This window comes from Natranaerofaba carboxydovora (assembly GCF_022539405.1).
Classification (GTDB): Bacteria; Bacillota; Natranaerobiia; order Natranaerobiales; family Natranaerofabaceae; genus Natranaerofaba; species Natranaerofaba carboxydovora.
Window position 1 is genome coordinate 3,183,323 of record NZ_CP054394.1, and the last position, 15,476, is coordinate 3,198,798.

At 39.1% G+C, this 15,476-nt stretch carries 30 protein-coding genes; all 30 read left to right on the top strand.

Features of this window, described 5'->3' with window-relative positions:
• The first annotated feature begins 56 nt into the window (after positions 1-56).
• Complete coding sequence (gene tuf, locus ACONDI_RS15125) at positions 57-1,259, top strand: elongation factor Tu (protein ID WP_241079349.1); 1,203 nt, start codon at positions 57-59, stop codon at positions 1,257-1,259.
• A 116-nt stretch (positions 1,260-1,375) separates the two neighbouring features.
• Entirely contained in the window at positions 1,376-1,684 is a 309-nt protein-coding gene (gene rpsJ / locus ACONDI_RS15130; protein ID WP_241079363.1) for a 30S ribosomal protein S10, read from the top strand.
• Positions 1,685-1,733: 49 nt separating this feature from the next.
• Positions 1,734-2,369, top strand: a complete 636-nt coding sequence (rplC, locus tag ACONDI_RS15135) for a 50S ribosomal protein L3 (RefSeq protein WP_241079364.1) — start codon at positions 1,734-1,736, stop codon at positions 2,367-2,369.
• Positions 2,370-2,421: 52 nt separating this feature from the next.
• Positions 2,422-3,045 carry a 50S ribosomal protein L4 gene (gene rplD / locus ACONDI_RS15140; RefSeq protein ID WP_241079365.1) on the top strand — a complete coding sequence of 208 codons (624 nt, stop codon included), beginning with the start codon at positions 2,422-2,424 and terminating at the stop codon, positions 3,043-3,045.
• Positions 3,045-3,326 (top strand): 50S ribosomal protein L23, encoded by a 282-nt coding sequence (gene rplW / locus ACONDI_RS15145; protein ID WP_241079366.1) that lies wholly within the window; start codon positions 3,045-3,047, stop codon positions 3,324-3,326. The genes rplD and rplW overlap by 1 nt, the downstream gene beginning before the upstream one ends.
• Positions 3,327-3,360: 34 nt before the next feature.
• A complete protein-coding gene (rplB, locus tag ACONDI_RS15150) occupies positions 3,361-4,200 on the top strand; it encodes a 50S ribosomal protein L2 (protein WP_241079367.1) in 840 nt (279 codons plus the stop codon).
• Positions 4,201-4,251: 51 nt separating this feature from the next.
• Positions 4,252-4,536 carry a 30S ribosomal protein S19 gene (gene rpsS / locus ACONDI_RS15155; protein WP_241079368.1) on the top strand — a complete coding sequence of 95 codons (285 nt, stop codon included), beginning with the start codon at positions 4,252-4,254 and terminating at the stop codon, positions 4,534-4,536.
• A gap of 29 nt (positions 4,537-4,565) precedes the next feature.
• Entirely contained in the window at positions 4,566-4,907 is a 342-nt protein-coding gene (rplV, locus tag ACONDI_RS15160) for a 50S ribosomal protein L22 (RefSeq protein ID WP_241079369.1), read from the top strand.
• 4 nt (positions 4,908-4,911) lie between these two features.
• Positions 4,912-5,589, top strand: coding sequence for a 30S ribosomal protein S3 (gene rpsC / locus ACONDI_RS15165; protein ID WP_241079370.1), 678 nt, complete (start codon positions 4,912-4,914; stop codon positions 5,587-5,589).
• Between the two features lie 2 nt (positions 5,590-5,591).
• Entirely contained in the window at positions 5,592-6,026 is a 435-nt protein-coding gene (gene rplP / locus ACONDI_RS15170) for a 50S ribosomal protein L16 (RefSeq protein WP_241079371.1), read from the top strand.
• Complete coding sequence (rpmC, locus tag ACONDI_RS15175; RefSeq protein ID WP_241079372.1) at positions 6,016-6,213, top strand: 50S ribosomal protein L29; 198 nt, start codon at positions 6,016-6,018, stop codon at positions 6,211-6,213. The genes rplP and rpmC overlap by 11 nt, the downstream gene beginning before the upstream one ends.
• 14 nt (positions 6,214-6,227) lie before the next feature.
• The gene (rpsQ, locus tag ACONDI_RS15180; protein WP_277397792.1) at positions 6,228-6,485 is read left to right on the top strand and encodes a 30S ribosomal protein S17; all 258 of its coding nucleotides are present in this window, start codon (positions 6,228-6,230) and stop codon (positions 6,483-6,485) included.
• A gap of 53 nt (positions 6,486-6,538) precedes the next feature.
• Positions 6,539-6,907 (top strand): 50S ribosomal protein L14, encoded by a 369-nt coding sequence (rplN, locus tag ACONDI_RS15185; RefSeq protein ID WP_241079373.1) that lies wholly within the window; start codon positions 6,539-6,541, stop codon positions 6,905-6,907.
• Positions 6,908-6,926: 19 nt separating this feature from the next.
• Positions 6,927-7,250 (top strand): 50S ribosomal protein L24, encoded by a 324-nt coding sequence (rplX, locus tag ACONDI_RS15190; RefSeq protein WP_420848155.1) that lies wholly within the window; start codon positions 6,927-6,929, stop codon positions 7,248-7,250.
• Between the two features lie 30 nt (positions 7,251-7,280).
• A complete protein-coding gene (gene rplE, locus ACONDI_RS15195) occupies positions 7,281-7,820 on the top strand; it encodes a 50S ribosomal protein L5 (RefSeq protein ID WP_241079374.1) in 540 nt (179 codons plus the stop codon).
• Between the two features lie 32 nt (positions 7,821-7,852).
• Complete coding sequence (locus ACONDI_RS15200; protein WP_241079375.1) at positions 7,853-8,038, top strand: type Z 30S ribosomal protein S14; 186 nt, start codon at positions 7,853-7,855, stop codon at positions 8,036-8,038.
• Between the two features lie 36 nt (positions 8,039-8,074).
• Entirely contained in the window at positions 8,075-8,473 is a 399-nt protein-coding gene (gene rpsH / locus ACONDI_RS15205; protein WP_241079376.1) for a 30S ribosomal protein S8, read from the top strand.
• A gap of 46 nt (positions 8,474-8,519) precedes the next feature.
• Positions 8,520-9,056, top strand: coding sequence for a 50S ribosomal protein L6 (gene rplF / locus ACONDI_RS15210; protein WP_241079377.1), 537 nt, complete (start codon positions 8,520-8,522; stop codon positions 9,054-9,056).
• Between the two features lie 28 nt (positions 9,057-9,084).
• The gene (gene rplR, locus ACONDI_RS15215) at positions 9,085-9,447 is read left to right on the top strand and encodes a 50S ribosomal protein L18 (protein ID WP_241079378.1); all 363 of its coding nucleotides are present in this window, start codon (positions 9,085-9,087) and stop codon (positions 9,445-9,447) included.
• Positions 9,448-9,483: 36 nt separating this feature from the next.
• Positions 9,484-9,978, top strand: a complete 495-nt coding sequence (gene rpsE, locus ACONDI_RS15220; protein ID WP_241080980.1) for a 30S ribosomal protein S5 — start codon at positions 9,484-9,486, stop codon at positions 9,976-9,978.
• A 12-nt stretch (positions 9,979-9,990) separates the two neighbouring features.
• Positions 9,991-10,197 carry a 50S ribosomal protein L30 gene (gene rpmD / locus ACONDI_RS15225; protein ID WP_241079379.1) on the top strand — a complete coding sequence of 69 codons (207 nt, stop codon included), beginning with the start codon at positions 9,991-9,993 and terminating at the stop codon, positions 10,195-10,197.
• 18 nt (positions 10,198-10,215) lie between these two features.
• Complete coding sequence (gene rplO, locus ACONDI_RS15230) at positions 10,216-10,653, top strand: 50S ribosomal protein L15 (RefSeq protein WP_241079380.1); 438 nt, start codon at positions 10,216-10,218, stop codon at positions 10,651-10,653.
• A gap of 3 nt (positions 10,654-10,656) precedes the next feature.
• On the top strand, positions 10,657-11,916 hold the full coding sequence (secY, locus tag ACONDI_RS15235) for a preprotein translocase subunit SecY (RefSeq protein ID WP_241079381.1): 1,260 nt from the start codon (positions 10,657-10,659) through the stop codon (positions 11,914-11,916).
• 142 nt (positions 11,917-12,058) lie between these two features.
• On the top strand, positions 12,059-12,706 hold the full coding sequence (locus ACONDI_RS15240) for an adenylate kinase (protein WP_241079382.1): 648 nt from the start codon (positions 12,059-12,061) through the stop codon (positions 12,704-12,706).
• A gap of 4 nt (positions 12,707-12,710) precedes the next feature.
• A complete protein-coding gene (gene map / locus ACONDI_RS15245) occupies positions 12,711-13,469 on the top strand; it encodes a type I methionyl aminopeptidase (RefSeq protein ID WP_241079383.1) in 759 nt (252 codons plus the stop codon).
• 9 nt (positions 13,470-13,478) lie between these two features.
• Positions 13,479-13,697 carry a translation initiation factor IF-1 gene (gene infA / locus ACONDI_RS15250; RefSeq protein ID WP_241079384.1) on the top strand — a complete coding sequence of 73 codons (219 nt, stop codon included), beginning with the start codon at positions 13,479-13,481 and terminating at the stop codon, positions 13,695-13,697.
• Between the two features lie 41 nt (positions 13,698-13,738).
• The gene (gene rpmJ / locus ACONDI_RS15255; protein ID WP_241079385.1) at positions 13,739-13,852 is read left to right on the top strand and encodes a 50S ribosomal protein L36; all 114 of its coding nucleotides are present in this window, start codon (positions 13,739-13,741) and stop codon (positions 13,850-13,852) included.
• Between the two features lie 37 nt (positions 13,853-13,889).
• Positions 13,890-14,255, top strand: a complete 366-nt coding sequence (gene rpsM / locus ACONDI_RS15260; protein ID WP_241079386.1) for a 30S ribosomal protein S13 — start codon at positions 13,890-13,892, stop codon at positions 14,253-14,255.
• A 38-nt stretch (positions 14,256-14,293) separates the two neighbouring features.
• Positions 14,294-14,689 carry a 30S ribosomal protein S11 gene (rpsK, locus tag ACONDI_RS15265; protein ID WP_241079387.1) on the top strand — a complete coding sequence of 132 codons (396 nt, stop codon included), beginning with the start codon at positions 14,294-14,296 and terminating at the stop codon, positions 14,687-14,689.
• Between the two features lie 59 nt (positions 14,690-14,748).
• Complete coding sequence (rpsD, locus tag ACONDI_RS15270; protein ID WP_241079388.1) at positions 14,749-15,378, top strand: 30S ribosomal protein S4; 630 nt, start codon at positions 14,749-14,751, stop codon at positions 15,376-15,378.
• The last annotated feature ends 98 nt before the right edge of the window (positions 15,379-15,476 follow it).

The window sequence follows — 15,476 nt, forward strand, 5'->3', positions numbered from 1 at the left end:
AAAGTGCGAAATTAACAAACTAACAAAAAACTATATTGTGTAAGGAGGTAATATTTATGGCGAAGCAAAAATTTGAAAGGACAAAACCGCACGTAAATATAGGTACAATAGGTCACGTAGACCACGGAAAGACGACATTGACGGCAGCGATAACCAAGGTTTTATCATCCGCAGGAAGCACAGAGGTAAAAGCCTTTGATGAGATCGATAGGGCGCCAGAGGAGAAAGAAAGAGGAATAACCATAAGTACAGCTCACGTGGAGTATGAATCAGACAATCGTCACTATGCCCACGTAGACTGTCCAGGTCACGCGGACTATGTAAAGAACATGATCACAGGTGCAGCACAGATGGACGGTTCAGTAATGGTGGTAAGTGCGGCAGACGGTCCGATGCCTCAGACAAGAGAGCATATTCTACTATCCCGTCAGGTAGGGGTACCATATATAGTAGTATTCTTGAACAAGGCAGACATGGTAGATGACGAAGAACTACTAGAACTAGTAGAGATGGAAGTAAGAGACCTACTAAGCGAGTATGACTTTGATGGAGACGAGGCTCCTGTGATAACGGGCTCAGCACTTCAGGCATTAGAATGTGGATGCGGTAGCCGTGACTGTGAAGCATGCGGTCCTATACTAGAACTGATAGATGCAATAGACGAGTATATTCCTACGCCAGAGCGTGACACAGATAAGCCATTCTTGATGCCAATAGAGGATATATTCAGCATAACTGGACGTGGCACAGTGGCTACAGGCAGAGTAGAAAGAGGCAAAGTAAACGTAGGAGATGAGATAGAGATAGTAGGAATGTCAGACCGTCCAAAGAAGACGGTAGCAACTGGAGTAGAGATGTTTAGGAAGCAGATGGACTATGCAGAAGCAGGAGACAACATTGGGGCACTGATGAGAGGTATAGATAAAGAACAAGTAGAGCGTGGTCAGGTATTAGCTAAGCCAGGGAGCATAAAGCCTCATACCCACTTTAAGGCAGAGGTTTATGTCTTGAAGAAAGAAGAGGGAGGTCGTCATACGCCGTTTTTCACGGGTTATCGTCCTCAGTTCTACTTCAGGACGACAGACGTTACCGGAGTAGTAGACCTGCCAGAGGGTGTAGAGATGGTAATGCCTGGAGATAACGTAGAGATGGAGATAAAGCTAATAACTCCAATAGCTATCGAAGAGGGGCTGAGATTTGCTATTCGTGAAGGTGGCCGCACAGTTGGTGCAGGAGTAGTTGCTAGTATTATAGAGTAAAAACTCATACTGTTTAAGATATAAAGAATGAGGAGTTTAGGTTATTACCTGCTTCTCCTCATTTTTTTGTCTTATTGGTTAATGGAATATGGAAGTATAAGGAGGGAAAGGTTTAGATGGCCAAACAAAAGATTCGAATTAGGCTTAAAGCTTTTGATCATGTGGTTTTAGATCAATCTTCAGAAAAGATTGTAGAGACTGCTAAGAGAACTGGAGCCAACGTAAGTGGCCCCGTACCGCTGCCAACTGACAAAAGTGTGTATACTGTTATTCGAGCACCCCATAAATTTAAGGATTCTAGAGAACAATTTGAGATGAGAACGCACAAAAGATTGGTAGATATATTAGATCCCACATCAAAAACTGTTGATGCACTAATGAGATTAGACCTTCCATCTGGTGTGGATATCGAAATCAAACTGTAAATTAACGCTGGTTATAACTAGCGCTTTGGATTGTTAGGAGGTGTAAAGGATGAAGAAGGCAATTATGGGTGAGAAGCTTGGGATGACCCAAATATTCAAAGAGGACGGAGAACTAGTTTCGGTAACAGTTATTCAAGCGGGTCCATGCCCGGTAGTTCAGAAGAAAACTGAAGAATATGATGGCTATAAAGCTGTTCAGCTTGGATATAAAAAAACCAAAAATCATAGAGTGAACAAACCAACTAAGGGACATTTCGATAAAGCAGGTGTGGACTATATGAAGCACTTGGCTGAGTTTAGGCTAGAAGATGCAGATGAATATGAAATAGGGCAAGAGCTTAAAGTAGATCAATTTAAAGCAGGGGATATAGTCGATGTTACAGGAACTTCAAAGAGTAAGGGCTATCAAGGAACTGTGAAAAGATTTGGACAGTCAACAGGACCCAAGACACATGGTTCAAGACACTATAGAAAACCTGGCTCTATAGGAGCAATGGGTGATTTTAGAGTTTATAAGAATCAAAAAATGCCAGGAAGAATGGGCGGCGACACAGTTACCGTACAAAATCTAGAAATAGTAGACATTGACCCAGAAAAGAATGTAATACTAGTTAAAGGTGCCCTGCCTGGACCAAAAAGAAGCCTGGTAAAAATAGTTGACGGCGTTAAAGCAGAAACATCATAAGTTAAGTTCATTAGGGTAGTTACTGACAGTGAAGTCAGAAAGGAGGAATAGCATGCCTAAAGTGGCTCTTTATAATAAAGAAGGCGAAGAAGTCGGAGACATTAACCTTGTCGATGAAATCTTTGCTGCTGAGATAAAAGAAGATGTGATGCACGATGTAGTTAATATGCAGCTTGCATCAAAAAGAAGAGGGACAGCTTCTGCCAAAAAAAGAGGAGAAGTTAGAGGCGGAGGCCGTAAGCCATACCGTCAAAAAGGTACTGGCAGAGCACGTGCTGGTACAACAAGATCACCTTTATGGGTAGGGGGGTCAGTAATCTTTGGCCCAAAGCCTAGAGATTATTCATATAAGCTGCCCAAAAAAGTTAAGAGAAAAGCATTAAAGTCTGCTTTAAGTGCTAAACTTAGAGACGGGGAACTTGTAGTAGTAGACAGCTTTGAACTAGATCAGCCAAAAACTAAAGAGGTAGTAGGTCTACTAGAAAATCTAAAGGTTAACAAAAAGGCAATGCTTGTAACAAAAGGTTCTGACAAAAATGTATATAAATCCTCAAGGAATATACCTGGAGTTAGATCAATAGAAGCAGACAATATTAATGTCTATGACATTTTAAAGTATGATCACTTAATTTTAACTAAAGATGCAGTTAACCGTATCGAGGAGGTGTTTTGCTAATGGATCCTCGAGATGTAATTATAAGACCTTGGATTACTGAGAAAAGTACTGAGGAGATTGAAGACAACAAATATACTTTTGTAGTTGACAAGAAAGCTAATAAAACACAGATAAAACAGGCCGTTGAGAAATTGTTCGAGGCTGATGTCAAAAAGGTAAGAACAATGAATATGACAGGAAAGCCAAAGCGCCTTGGTAGGTATGAAGGTAGAAGGCCAGATTGGAAAAAAGCAATTGTAGTTCTAAAAGAAGACTCTAAACCAATTAAGATATTTGAATAGAATTTTGGAGAGTCGTTAAGGAGGGAATAGGAAGATGGCTTTAAAAAGATTTAAACCCACCTCTCCCGGTAGACGTTTTATGACAGTAGTAGAAAAGCCAGAGACTGCCAAAAAAGAACCGGAAAAGTCTTTACTTGAACCGCTTAAAGAAAAAGCGGGAAGAAATAGTAGAGGCACAATATCTGTAAGGCATCAGGGTGGAGGACATAAAAGAAAATATAGAATTATTGATTTCAAAAGAGATAAAGAACAAGTTCCTGCAAAGGTGGCAGCAATTGAATATGACCCCAATCGTTCTGCATATATTGCACTTCTAAACTATCTTGATGGTGAGAAAAGATATATATTAGCACCGCTAGGATTAAAAGTGGGAGATCAAGTGGTTAGTGGACCGAGTGCTGACATTAAGCCTGGAAATGCCAAGAAACTAAAAGATATTCCTACTGGTGTATTAATTCATAACGTCGAGCTAAAACCTGGAAAAGGTGGACAATTAGCTAGATCAGCTGGTACAGCGTGTCAACTGGCTGCAAAAGAAGGTAAATATGCTCACGTAAAATTACCTTCAGAAGAAGTGAGATTAGTGCTTTTAGAATGTAAAGCTACTATAGGTCAAGTAGGGAATGTAGAACACGAAAACCAAAGCATAGGTAAAGCTGGTAGAAGTCGCTGGCTAGGTAGAAGGCCAACGGTACGCGGGGTAGTAATGAATGCAGTTGACCACCCGCATGGTGGAGGAGAAGGGAAAACTCCAGTTGGACGTGTAAGCCCAATGACACCATGGGGACAAAAATCAAAAGGTTATAAAACCAGAAGAAAAGCAAAGCCTAGTGATAAATACATTGTTCGCAGTCGCCATAAGAAGAAAAAATAAGTTTGTCTTATTAGAGGCTATTTAATACAAGAAGGGAAGGGAGGTAAAATTATGGGTCGCTCCTTAAAAAAAGGTCCTTTTATAGATGACCATTTGCTAAAAAAAGTTAGGAAAATGCAGAAGGAGAAAAAGAAACAGGTTATTAAAACCTGGTCAAGACGTTCGATTATTTTGCCCGAAATGGTAGGGTTTACAATAGCTGTCCATGATGGCAGAAAACACGTGCCTATATATATATCTGAAGATATGGTAGGCCATAAGCTAGGTGAGTTTGCGCCAACCCGTACTTTCAGGGGACACGGTGACCATACAGAAAGATCCACTGCCCTTAAATAAACATGTGAAAGATAAGGAGGGAATTGAGAATGGAAGCTAAAGCAAAAGCCAGGTATGTGCGGGTTGCTCCAAGAAAAGCCAGGGAAGTTATGGATTTAGTTAGAAATAAAAATGCAGAAGAAGCAAAAGGTCTTTTGAAGCTTTCTACTAAAAAATCAGCACGGATTTTGGAGAAACTTCTAGACTCCGCATGTGCTAATGCGGAAAATAATTTTGAAATGGATCCTGATAATTTATATATAGCAAAAGGTTGGGTCGACGAAGGACCAACTCTAAAAAGATTTCGTCCCCGTGCTATGGGTAGAGCAACTCCGATAAATAAGAAAACAAGTCATATAACTATGGTTGTAAAAGAAAAAAAGGAGGGATAAAAACTTGGGAAATAAAGTAAGCCCAATAGGACTGCGTCTGGGAATTATACGTGACTGGGATGCTAACTGGTTTGCAGATAAAGATTACCAAGAACTTCTTCATGAGGATTTAAAAATAAGAGACTATATTGAAAACAATTTAGAAAACTCAGGTGTAAGCAAAGTGAAAATTGAACGTGCTGCGAATAGAGTTCGGATTACAGTCCACACTGCTAAACCTGGTATGGTAATCGGTAAAGGTGGAAGTGGTGTTGAGAAGCTAAGACATGATTTAGAAAGTTTGACAGAGAAAAAAGTACACATTAATGTCATGGAAATTAAAAGTCAAGAACTAGATGCTAACCTGGTAGCAAGTAATATTGCTCAAGCTCTAACCAGACGTGTTGCTTTTAGAAGGGCCATGAAACAGGCAGTTGGACGTGCGATGAGAGCCGGAGCTGAGGGAATAAAAGTTATGTGTAGCGGCCGCTTGGGTGGTTCTGACATGGCAAGAAAAGAATGGTATACAGAAGGGACCGTTCCTCTTCATACTTTAAGAGCAGACATTGACTACGGCATGGCAGAAGCCCATACAACTTATGGAAGAATAGGTGTTAAATGCTGGATTTATAAAGGAGAAGTATTACCTGAACTAGAGACAGAGGCTACTGAAAAAGCGAGTGAAAAAGAAGGAGGCAGATAACAATGCTAATGCCTAAACGTACAAAGTTTCGCCGTTATCAAAGAGGCAGAATGAAAGGCAAAGCAAAAGGTGGAAAAGAAGTTGCCTTTGGTGAATATGGTCTACAAGCCCTAGAACCTGCATGGATAACAAGCAGGCAAATTGAGGCTGCCAGGGTTGCAATGACTAGATATATAAAACGCGGAGGAAAAGTTTGGATTAAGGTTTTTCCAGACAAACCATATACAATGAAACCAGCCGAAACAAGAATGGGTGGTGGAAAAGGTACACCGGAAGAGTGGGTTGCAGTTGTAAAACCAGGTAGAATTATGTTTGAGCTTGCCGGTGTTGGTGATGAAGTTGCAAGGGAGGCTATGAGATTAGCATCCCATAAACTGCCAATCAAAACTAAGTTTGTAAAAAGAGAAACCTTTGGTGGTGATGATGATGAAAGCTAAAGAAATAAGAGAACTAACAAACCAAGAATTAGATAAAAAGTTAGACGAATTGAAAGATGAATTATTTAACCTTAGATTCCAATCTGCTACTGGCCAAGTTGAAAACCCGATGCGAATTAGGCAGGTTAAAAAAGAAATAGCTAGAGTAAAAACAATTATCAGAGAAAGGGAATTAAACACAGGTTAAAGGAGGGATAATGTTTGGAAAGAAGCAATCGCAAAGTTAGAGTAGGTAAAGTTGTAAGTGATAAGATGGATAAAACTAGGGTAGTTGCAGTAGAAGGTTTTATAAAACACCCTTTATATAAAAAACGAATAAAAAGAACCAAAAAGATGAAAGTTCATGATGAGAATAATGAAACAAGACAGGGCGATACGGTAAGAATTATGGAAACTAGACCAATCTCAAAAGATAAAAGATGGCGCTTGGTCAATGTAGTTGAAAAAGCCAAACTATAACGTCCTGTTTATCCTCGCCGAAGTTTACATGAGTGAAGAAAGGGGGAACTAATATGATCCAACAGGAGTCTACACTAAAAGTTGTTGATAACTCCGGGGCAAGAAAAGTTAAATGTATAAAAGTCCCCGAGGACTCAATGAAAAAATATGCCAATATTGGCGACGTAATAGTGGCTTCTGTTAAAGAAGCTACACCGGGTGGAACAGTTAAAAAAGGTGAAATAGTACGTACAGTGATAGTCAGAACAAAATCAGGGATTAGAAGAAAAGATGGTTCATATATAAAATTTGACGAAAACGCGTGTGTATTAATTAATAATGAAAAAGATCCAAGAGGGACCAGAATATTTGGTCCGGTGACCAGGGAACTAAGAGAGAATAACTATATGAAAATAATATCTCTTGCTCCTGAGGTACTGTAGGAAGAGGGAGGTGTAACAGATGGGCAAAGCCAAAATTCATGTTAGAGAAGGTGACACGGTAGTAGTCCTTTCAGGTAAAGACAAAGGCAAAAAAGGAAAAGTGCTTAGAGGGTTCCCTTCAGAAGAGAAAGTGCTTATAGAGGGTGTTAACATGATAAAAAAACATACCCGTCCTAGTCAACAAAACCCTCAGGGGGGTATTGTGGAGCAAGAAGCTCCTATATATGCGGACAAAGTAATGTTGTTTTGTTCAAAATGCGATCGCCCGGTTAGAACTGGAAAGAAAGTGACGGATGCGGGTGAAAAAGAAAGAATATGCAAGAAGTGTGGCAAGTCACTGTGATAAGTAGTCATAGGAAAGGAGGCGAGTTTTTTGTCCCAATTAAAAGAAATGTACACTGATACCTTAAAAGAAAAAATGATGGAGAAATTTGAGTACGAGAATGTAATGCAGGTGCCCAAAATAGAAAAAGTTATAGTTCATATGGGTGTTGGAGAAGCAAAAGAAAATCCAAAACTGCTTGACTCAGCCTTTGAAGATATGAAGAAAATAACAGGGCAACAGCCTGTTATTCTTAGGGCAAAGAGATCCGTTGCTGGATTTAAGATAAAAGAAGGTATGCCAATTGGATGCAAGGTGACTTTGAGAAGAGAAAAAATGTATCACTTTTTAGAGAAGTTAATTAATGTTGCTCTTCCAAGGGTTAGAGACTTCAAAGGAGTTTCCCCAAAATCTTTTGATGGAAGAGGAAACTACAGCTTGGGTGTTAGGGAGCAGCTGATTTTTCCGGAAATTGAATATGATGATGTAGAGAAAGTTCAGGGTATGGATATAATAATTAACACAACAGCTGAGACTGACGAAGAAGCAAAAGAATTGTTAAGTTTATTCGGTATGCCTTTTGCAGACTAAATTACTAACAACTACCGTTAGGAGGGAAATAGATGGCCAGAAAAGCTTTAAAAGAAAAAGCTAATAAGAGGCCTAAATTTAAAACAAGAGCATATACACGTTGCAATGTATGTGGGCGCTCTAGAGGTTATCTTAGAAAGTTTGGACTGTGTCGAATTTGTTTTAGAAAGCTTGCAAGCGAAGGGAAAATTCCCGGAATTAAGAAAGCAAGCTGGTAATTACTATCATATGAAAGGAAGGGGGTCTTACCTGAGATGTCAATGAGTGATCCTATTGCTGATTTTTTGACCCAGATAAGAAACGCAAATGACGTTTATCATGAAAAAGTTGAAATACCAGCATCTAATTTGAAAACAGAAATAGCGAGGATTATGAAAGAAGAAGGTTTCATTTCTGATTACAAATATATAGAAGATAACAAACAAGGTAAACTAAGGGTATATATGAAATACGGACCTAATAAAGAAAAAGTTGTATCAGGACTAAAGAGGATAAGCAAACCAGGCCTAAGAGTCTATGCAAATAAAGACGAACTGCCTAAAGTTTTAGGTGGTATAGGAGTTGCTGTTATTTCGTCCTCCAGAGGTCTAGTGACTGACAAAGAAGCAAGGAAAGAAGGAATTGGTGGCGAAGTTCTCTGTTATATTTGGTAATAATCGCTGCCAGTGGAAAAGCAAAGGAATGGAGGTGTATGTATTAATGTCCAGGATTGGCGTTTTGCCGATAAAAATTCCTGATAATGTGGAGTTTACACTAGATAAAAATAAAGTTAAAGTAAAAGGACCTAAAGGTGAACTTGAAAGAACTATACCAAGCGCTATGATAATAAAAGAAGAAGAAGGCCAGGTAGTAGTTGAAAGGCCAACTAACAGTAAAAAGCATAAATCGCTTCATGGACTGACAAGAAGTTTGATTAATAACCTGGTTGAAGGTGTAGTTAACGGATACGAAAAGACTCTGGAAATACATGGTGTTGGATATCGTGCAAAAAAGGAAGGGAACAATCTAGTACTAAATGTAGGATATTCTCACCCGGTGACTTTGGAACCACCTGAAGGAATTGAAATAGATGTTCCAAAAGCTAATATTATTACCGTTAAAGGAATTGATAAAGAAAAAGTCGGCCAGATCACTGCACAGATAAGAGATATCAGACCGCCGGAGCCATATAAAGGAAAAGGTATAAGATATCAGGACGAGAAAGTTATTAGCAAAGTTGGTAAAGCTGGTGGCTAATGGGTCTTTTTAGAAAGGAGGGAGTTTAATGGCAAAAATTAATAGAAATTTAGCTAGAAAAAAACGTCACAAAAGAGTTAGGAAAAAGGTGTATGGAACAACTGAAAAGCCCAGGCTTAATGTGTTTAGAAGCCTTAATAATATTTATGCTCAAATAATAGATGACAATGAAGGACACACTCTGGTTTCTGCCTCTACAGTAGAGCCAGATCTAAAAGAATATAAGGGGAAACCTGATATAGAAGCCAGTAAAAAGGTAGGAGAAAAACTGGCGAAGAAAGCCCAGGAAAAGGGTGTTGAAGAAGTTATATTTGACCGAGGTGGATATAAATTCCATGGTAGAGTCAAAGCACTAGCGGATTCTGCTCGTGAAAATGGCCTAAAATTTTAAAAGGGAGGGAATTTGATTTTGCTTAAAAAGCACAGTATGATAGATGCTGAACAGCTTGAATTAGAAGAAAACGTAGTTGCCATAAACCGGGTTACTAAAGTTGTTAAAGGTGGTAGAAGATTTAGCTTTAGTGCAGTGGTTGTTGTAGGCGATAAAAATGGTCATGTTGGTGTCGGCCTTGGAAAAGCTGTCGAAGTACCAGAAGCTATCAAAAAAGGAGTCGACGATGCCAAAAAGAGTCTTATAAAGGTTCCTATCGTGAATACCACTATTCCTCACGAAATAACAGGAGTGTTTGGTGGGGGAAGAGTATTTTTAAAACCGGCTAGCGAAGGTACTGGTGTTATTGCAGGCGGGCCTGTTAGAGCCGTGCTTGAACTGGCAGGAATCAGGGATGTTTTGACCAAGTCTATAGGTTCTAATAACCCGCTAAATATGGTTAAAGCTACAATGACCGGCCTATCTGAATTAAAGCGTGCTGAGGAAGTGGCGAAGCTACGCGGCAAGTCAGTAGATGAATTACTAAACTAAGGAGGTAGCAGTATGGGCCAAAAAAAATTGAATGTTACCTTAAGACGAAGTGTTATTGGGTGCGCTCCTGTACAGCGTAAGACTATAAAAGCTCTAGGGCTTGGGAAAATAGATTCTAGCGTTGTAAAAGACGATACCCCAGAGATCAGAGGTATGTTAAAAAAAGTAAACCACCTTGTTGAAGTGGAAGAAATCGACGAGGAGAAAGTTTCTAGTTAATTAGAGGAGGTGTGTACCTTGAAGCTTAATGACCTTAGACCAAATGAAACAAGAAAAAACAGGAAAAGAAAAGGCAGAGGACAGGGCTCTGGTCTTGGAAAAACTGCCGGAAAAGGTCATAAAGGACAAAATGCTCGTTCTGGTGGGAGGGTATCCCCCGGTTTTGAGGGTGGTCAACTGCCATTACAGAGAAGACTACCTAAAAGAGGATTTAATAATCCGATGAAAAAAGAGTGGAGTATAGTTAACGTTAGTGATTTAAATATATTTGACGAAAATGAAGAAGTGACTCCAGACGCTTTGATTGAGCAGGGTCTAATTAAAAAAGTAAAAGACGGAGTAAAGATTCTAGGAGATGGTAAGCTAGAGAAAAAGCTGACAGTCAAAGCAAATAAATTTAGTAAAAATGCAGTAGAAAGAATTGAAGAAGCCGGCGGAAAAGCTGAGGTGATTTAGAACATGCTAGGGACACTTAAAAATGCATGGCGAATACCCGATCTAAGAAAAAAATTGACCTTTACCCTTGCTATGTTTATTGTATTTAGGCTGGGTTCACATATTCCGGTTCCAGGAATAGATGCCGCGCAGCTTCAAGAGTTATTTGAAGGAGAAACTCTTTTTGGGTTTATGAATATAATTGCTGGTGGTGCCCTTAGCATGCTTTCAATCTTTGCTATGGGTATTATGCCGTATATAAATGCTTCGATTATCATGCAGCTTTTGACGGTTGTTATACCAAAGTTTGAACAATGGTCTAAAGAAGGAGCAGAAGGGCGTAAAAAACTGGCTCAATACACTAGATATGGTACAGTTATATTAGCATTTTTACAGGCGACGGGTATGACTTTTGGACTGCTTAGACCTGCTATGGATCAGCACTCCTTTGCAGCATACATGGTAGTAATTATAACATTAACAGCTGGAACGGCGTTTTTGATGTGGCTTGGAGAGCAAATAACAGATAAAGGTATAGGAAACGGGATATCTTTATTGATATTTGCAGGAATCGTTTCAAGGATACCTCAAGGATTGACACAACTATACACACTAGTAGTCGAAGGACAGTTAAACATTCTTGTTGTAGTTCTTCTTGCTGTTATTATACTAGGTGTAATAATGGGAATAGTTGCCCTTCAGGAAGGGCAGAGAAAAATTCCAGTACAGTATGCAAAAAAAGTTGTTGGGAGAAAAATGTACGGTGGTCAATCAACTCATATACCTTTAAAAGTTAATCAAGCAGGAGTTATTCCGGTAATCTTTGCATCGTCTATATTAATGTTCCCAGAAACTATCGTACAGTTTATTCAGCACCCCTGGGCTATCTGGATTGCTGAAAGGATTGGATTTGGTACACTGCCAAACACAATATTGTACGTAATTTTAATAATCTTTTTCACTTACTTTTATACGGCTATTCAATTTAACCCCCAGGATATGGCCGAGAATATGAAAAAGTACGGCGGCTTTATTCCCGGTATAAGGCCGGGCAAACCCACAGCTGATTATCTTAGCCGTGTTATGGACCGGATTACTTTGGCGGGCTCTCTTGCCCTTGCTGGTATAGTTGTACTACCAATTGCCCTTCAAGGTGTAATTGACCTGAATATTATGTTCGGTGGTACGGCTATGATAATTATGGTAGGTGTGGCCCTTGAAACAATGAAGCAGATTGAAAGTCAAATGCTTATGAGACATTATGAAGGATTTATGAAAAAGTAAAAGAATATGAAGGTTAATAGGCTTTTTATAAATTTTAATTTAAATTTGTCGGACGCCGGGTAATGATTGAAGGTGTTTTGGTACAGGTAGCTGGTAGGTTAGTGTTAATAAAATTTTTATAAAGGCTAAGGGGGTTATTTTAATGAGAGTTATCTTGATGGGAGCACCTGGAGCAGGAAAAGGTACTCAAGCGGAAAGGTTAGTTGAGGCACTTAAAATCCCACACATTGCTACAGGGGACATTTTTAGAGCGGCAGTTAAAGAAGGGACTGAACTTGGCAACAAAGCTAAAAGTTATATGGATGCCGGAAAACTAGTACCTGACGAGATAGTTATTGGGATAGTAAAAGAACGTTTAATGAAGCCCGATTGCAAGCAAGGATTTTTACTAGATGGTTTTCCAAGAACGGTTTCTCAGGCAGAAGCTTTAGATGAAAATTTAAAGGATCGTCCTATTGATTATGCCGTTTATATTGATGCGGATTTTGATGACCTAGTAGAGAGAATATCTGGCAGAAGAATTTGTAGCAAATGTGGCAAGAGCTATCATGTTAAATTTAATCCTCCTGATGTTCGTGGAGTATGTGACGATGACGGTGGCGACTTATACCAGCGAGATGATGATAACGAAGAGACTGCTAAAGAAAGACTTGAAGTTTATAACGAGCAGACTTCACCTTTAATTAAATATTACGAAGACAAAGGTCTATTGAAAAGAGTGAATGGGTCACAAGATCCAAACGGCGTATATAAAGAAATCCTAAATGTATTAGGTGTTCAGGAAGGATAATAAAATGGTAGTTTTAAAAAGCGATAAAGAACTAGATATTATGAAAGATGCTGGTAAAATAGTTGCTGAAACACATGCACTATTAAAAGAAAACATTAAGCCTGGGATAACTACATTAGAGCTAGACCATATAGCAGAAAAAAATATTAAAAAAAATGGTGCAGAACCTTCATTTAAGGGATATAGAGGGTTTCCTGCTAGCATTTGTGCTTCGATAAATGAGCAGGTAGTACACGGGATTCCTGGAATAAAAAGGATAGAAAACGGGGACATTATTAGTATTGACATAGGAGCTTACTATAAAGGCTACCACGGAGATGCTGCCAAGACCTACCCGGTAGGGGATGTTGATGAAGAGCTGATCAGGCTTATAAAGATAACGGAAGAATCGCTCCACAAAGGAATAGAAAAGGCACTTGTAGGAAACAGGTTAAGTGACATATCAAATGCTGTTCAAATCCATGCCGAGGAAAATGGATTTTCAGTGGTGAAAAATTTTGTTGGTCATGGCATAGGCAGTGAAATGCATGAAGAACCCCAGGTACCAAACTTTGGGCCACCAGGGCGTGGCCCGAGGCTCAAACAAGGAATGGCTTTAGCAATAGAGCCGATGGTAAATATGGGCACATGGGAAGTAAAAACTTTAGAAGATGAATGGACTGTGGTTACAAAAGATCACAAACCATCAGCACATTTTGAGCATTCTATAGCAATTACTGAGGATGGTCCAATAATTTTAACTGTAGGTGAGGAAGGAGGGTAACTTTTTAATATGTCCAAGGAAGACGTAATAGAAGTTGAAGGTACGGTAATAGAACCCCTTCCGAATGCTATGTTTAGAGTAGAACTAGATAACGGGCATAAGATACTTGCTCATGTATCTGGAAAAATTAGAATGAATTATATCCGAATATTAGCTGGAGATAAAGTAAAAGTGGAGCTATCACCTTATGATTTAAGCAGAGGTCGGATCACTTATCGCTACAAATAATCGAACTAATGGGGCTTTTTAGAAAAAGGAGGTTTATGAAGATGAAAACCAGAGCTTCAGTAAAACCAATATGTGAAAAGTGTAAACTTATCAGAAGAAAAGGTAAGATAATGATAATTTGTCAAAATCCTAAGCATAAGCAAAAGCAAGGCTAATTGAGCAGATTAATTTGTTTGGAGGTGAATAAATCAAATGGCAAGAATAGCAGGTGTGGACTTACCAAGGGACAAAAGAGTGAAAATATCTCTGACATATATTTATGGTATTGGTCATTCAATTGCAAAAAGAATTCTCGAAGAAACAGGTGTTGATGAATCTACTCGAGTTAGGGATTTAACAGAAGATGAAATAAGTAGATTAAGAGATTATATAGATAAAGAATGTACCGTTGAAGGGGATCTTCGAAGAGAGACTACAATGAATGTAAGAAGGCTAATGGAAATAGGCTGCTACAGAGGTCTAAGGCATAGAAGAGGACTGCCGGCAAGAGGGCAGAGCACCAAAAATAATGCTAGAACGAGAAAAGGTAAGAAAAGAACTGTTGGTGCGAAAAGATAAGTTAGGATAATTTATGATTTAAGGAGGGAAGTTTTTTAATGGCTAAGAAAAAAGCTGCAACAAGGACAAAAAAGAAGGTTAAAAAGAATATTGAAAATGGCATAGCCCATATTAATTCAACATTCAACAATACTGTTGTAAATATAACCGATAATACTGGAGGAACTATTGCCTGGTCTAGTGCAGGCGGTTGTGGATTTAAAGGGTCTAGAAAAGGAACTCCCTTTGCGGCTCAGGTAGCTGCTGAAACGGCTGCCAAAAGTGCAATGGAACACGGTCTTAAAGGCATTGAGGTCAGAGTTAAAGGTCCAGGATCAGGTAGAGAAGCAGCTATCAGATCACTACAGGCTGCTGGGCTGGAAATTAATGCAATTAGAGATGTGACTCCAATTCCGCATAATGGTTGCAGACCACCAAAAAGACGTAGAGTCTAACAAATACTAAAATACTTTATATATTTGAAGGAATATTATTCAGGAGGTGTTAATTAAGGATGGCGCGTTATAGAGGTTCGGTGTGTCGTTTGTGCAGAAGAGAAGCAACAAAGCTCTTCCTAAAAGGTGAGCGTTGCTACACTGATAAATGCTCAGTTGATAAAAGAAATTATGTTCCAGGACAGCATGGTCAGAGCAGAAGAGGAAAACAGAGTCAGTACGGAATACAGTTAAGGGAAAAGCAAAAAGCAAGAAGAATGTACGGCATTATGGAGAACCAGTTTAGACGCTATTTTAGAAAAGCAGAGAAAATTAAAGGGATTACAGGAGAGAATCTTCTTAGGCTTTTGGAGATGCGTCTTGATAATGTTGTGTATAGATTAGGTTTTGCTTCAAGTAGACCTGAAGCACGTCAACTTGTTAATCATGGTCACTTCTTGGTAAATGGTAGAAAAGTTGATATTGCTTCATTCAGTGTTAGCGCAGGAGACGAAATTGAACTTAAAGAGAAAAGCAAAAAGAGCCCACGCCTTAAAGAATTGGCTGAACTGGCTGAAGGACATAAGGCGCCCGAGTGGTTAGAAAGAGACATTGAAAACTTTAAAGGGAAAGTACTAAGAAATCCTGACAGAGAAGAAATAGATGCTCCTGTGGAAGAACATTTAATAGTTGAGTTTTACTCAAGATAAAATTACAACCCGAAGAATGCTGTGTAATGATATATTGTCATTTAAGTAGTACCCTTACAGATTCAGGCAAGCTTGAATTTGTTAGGAAAAAGGGGGCA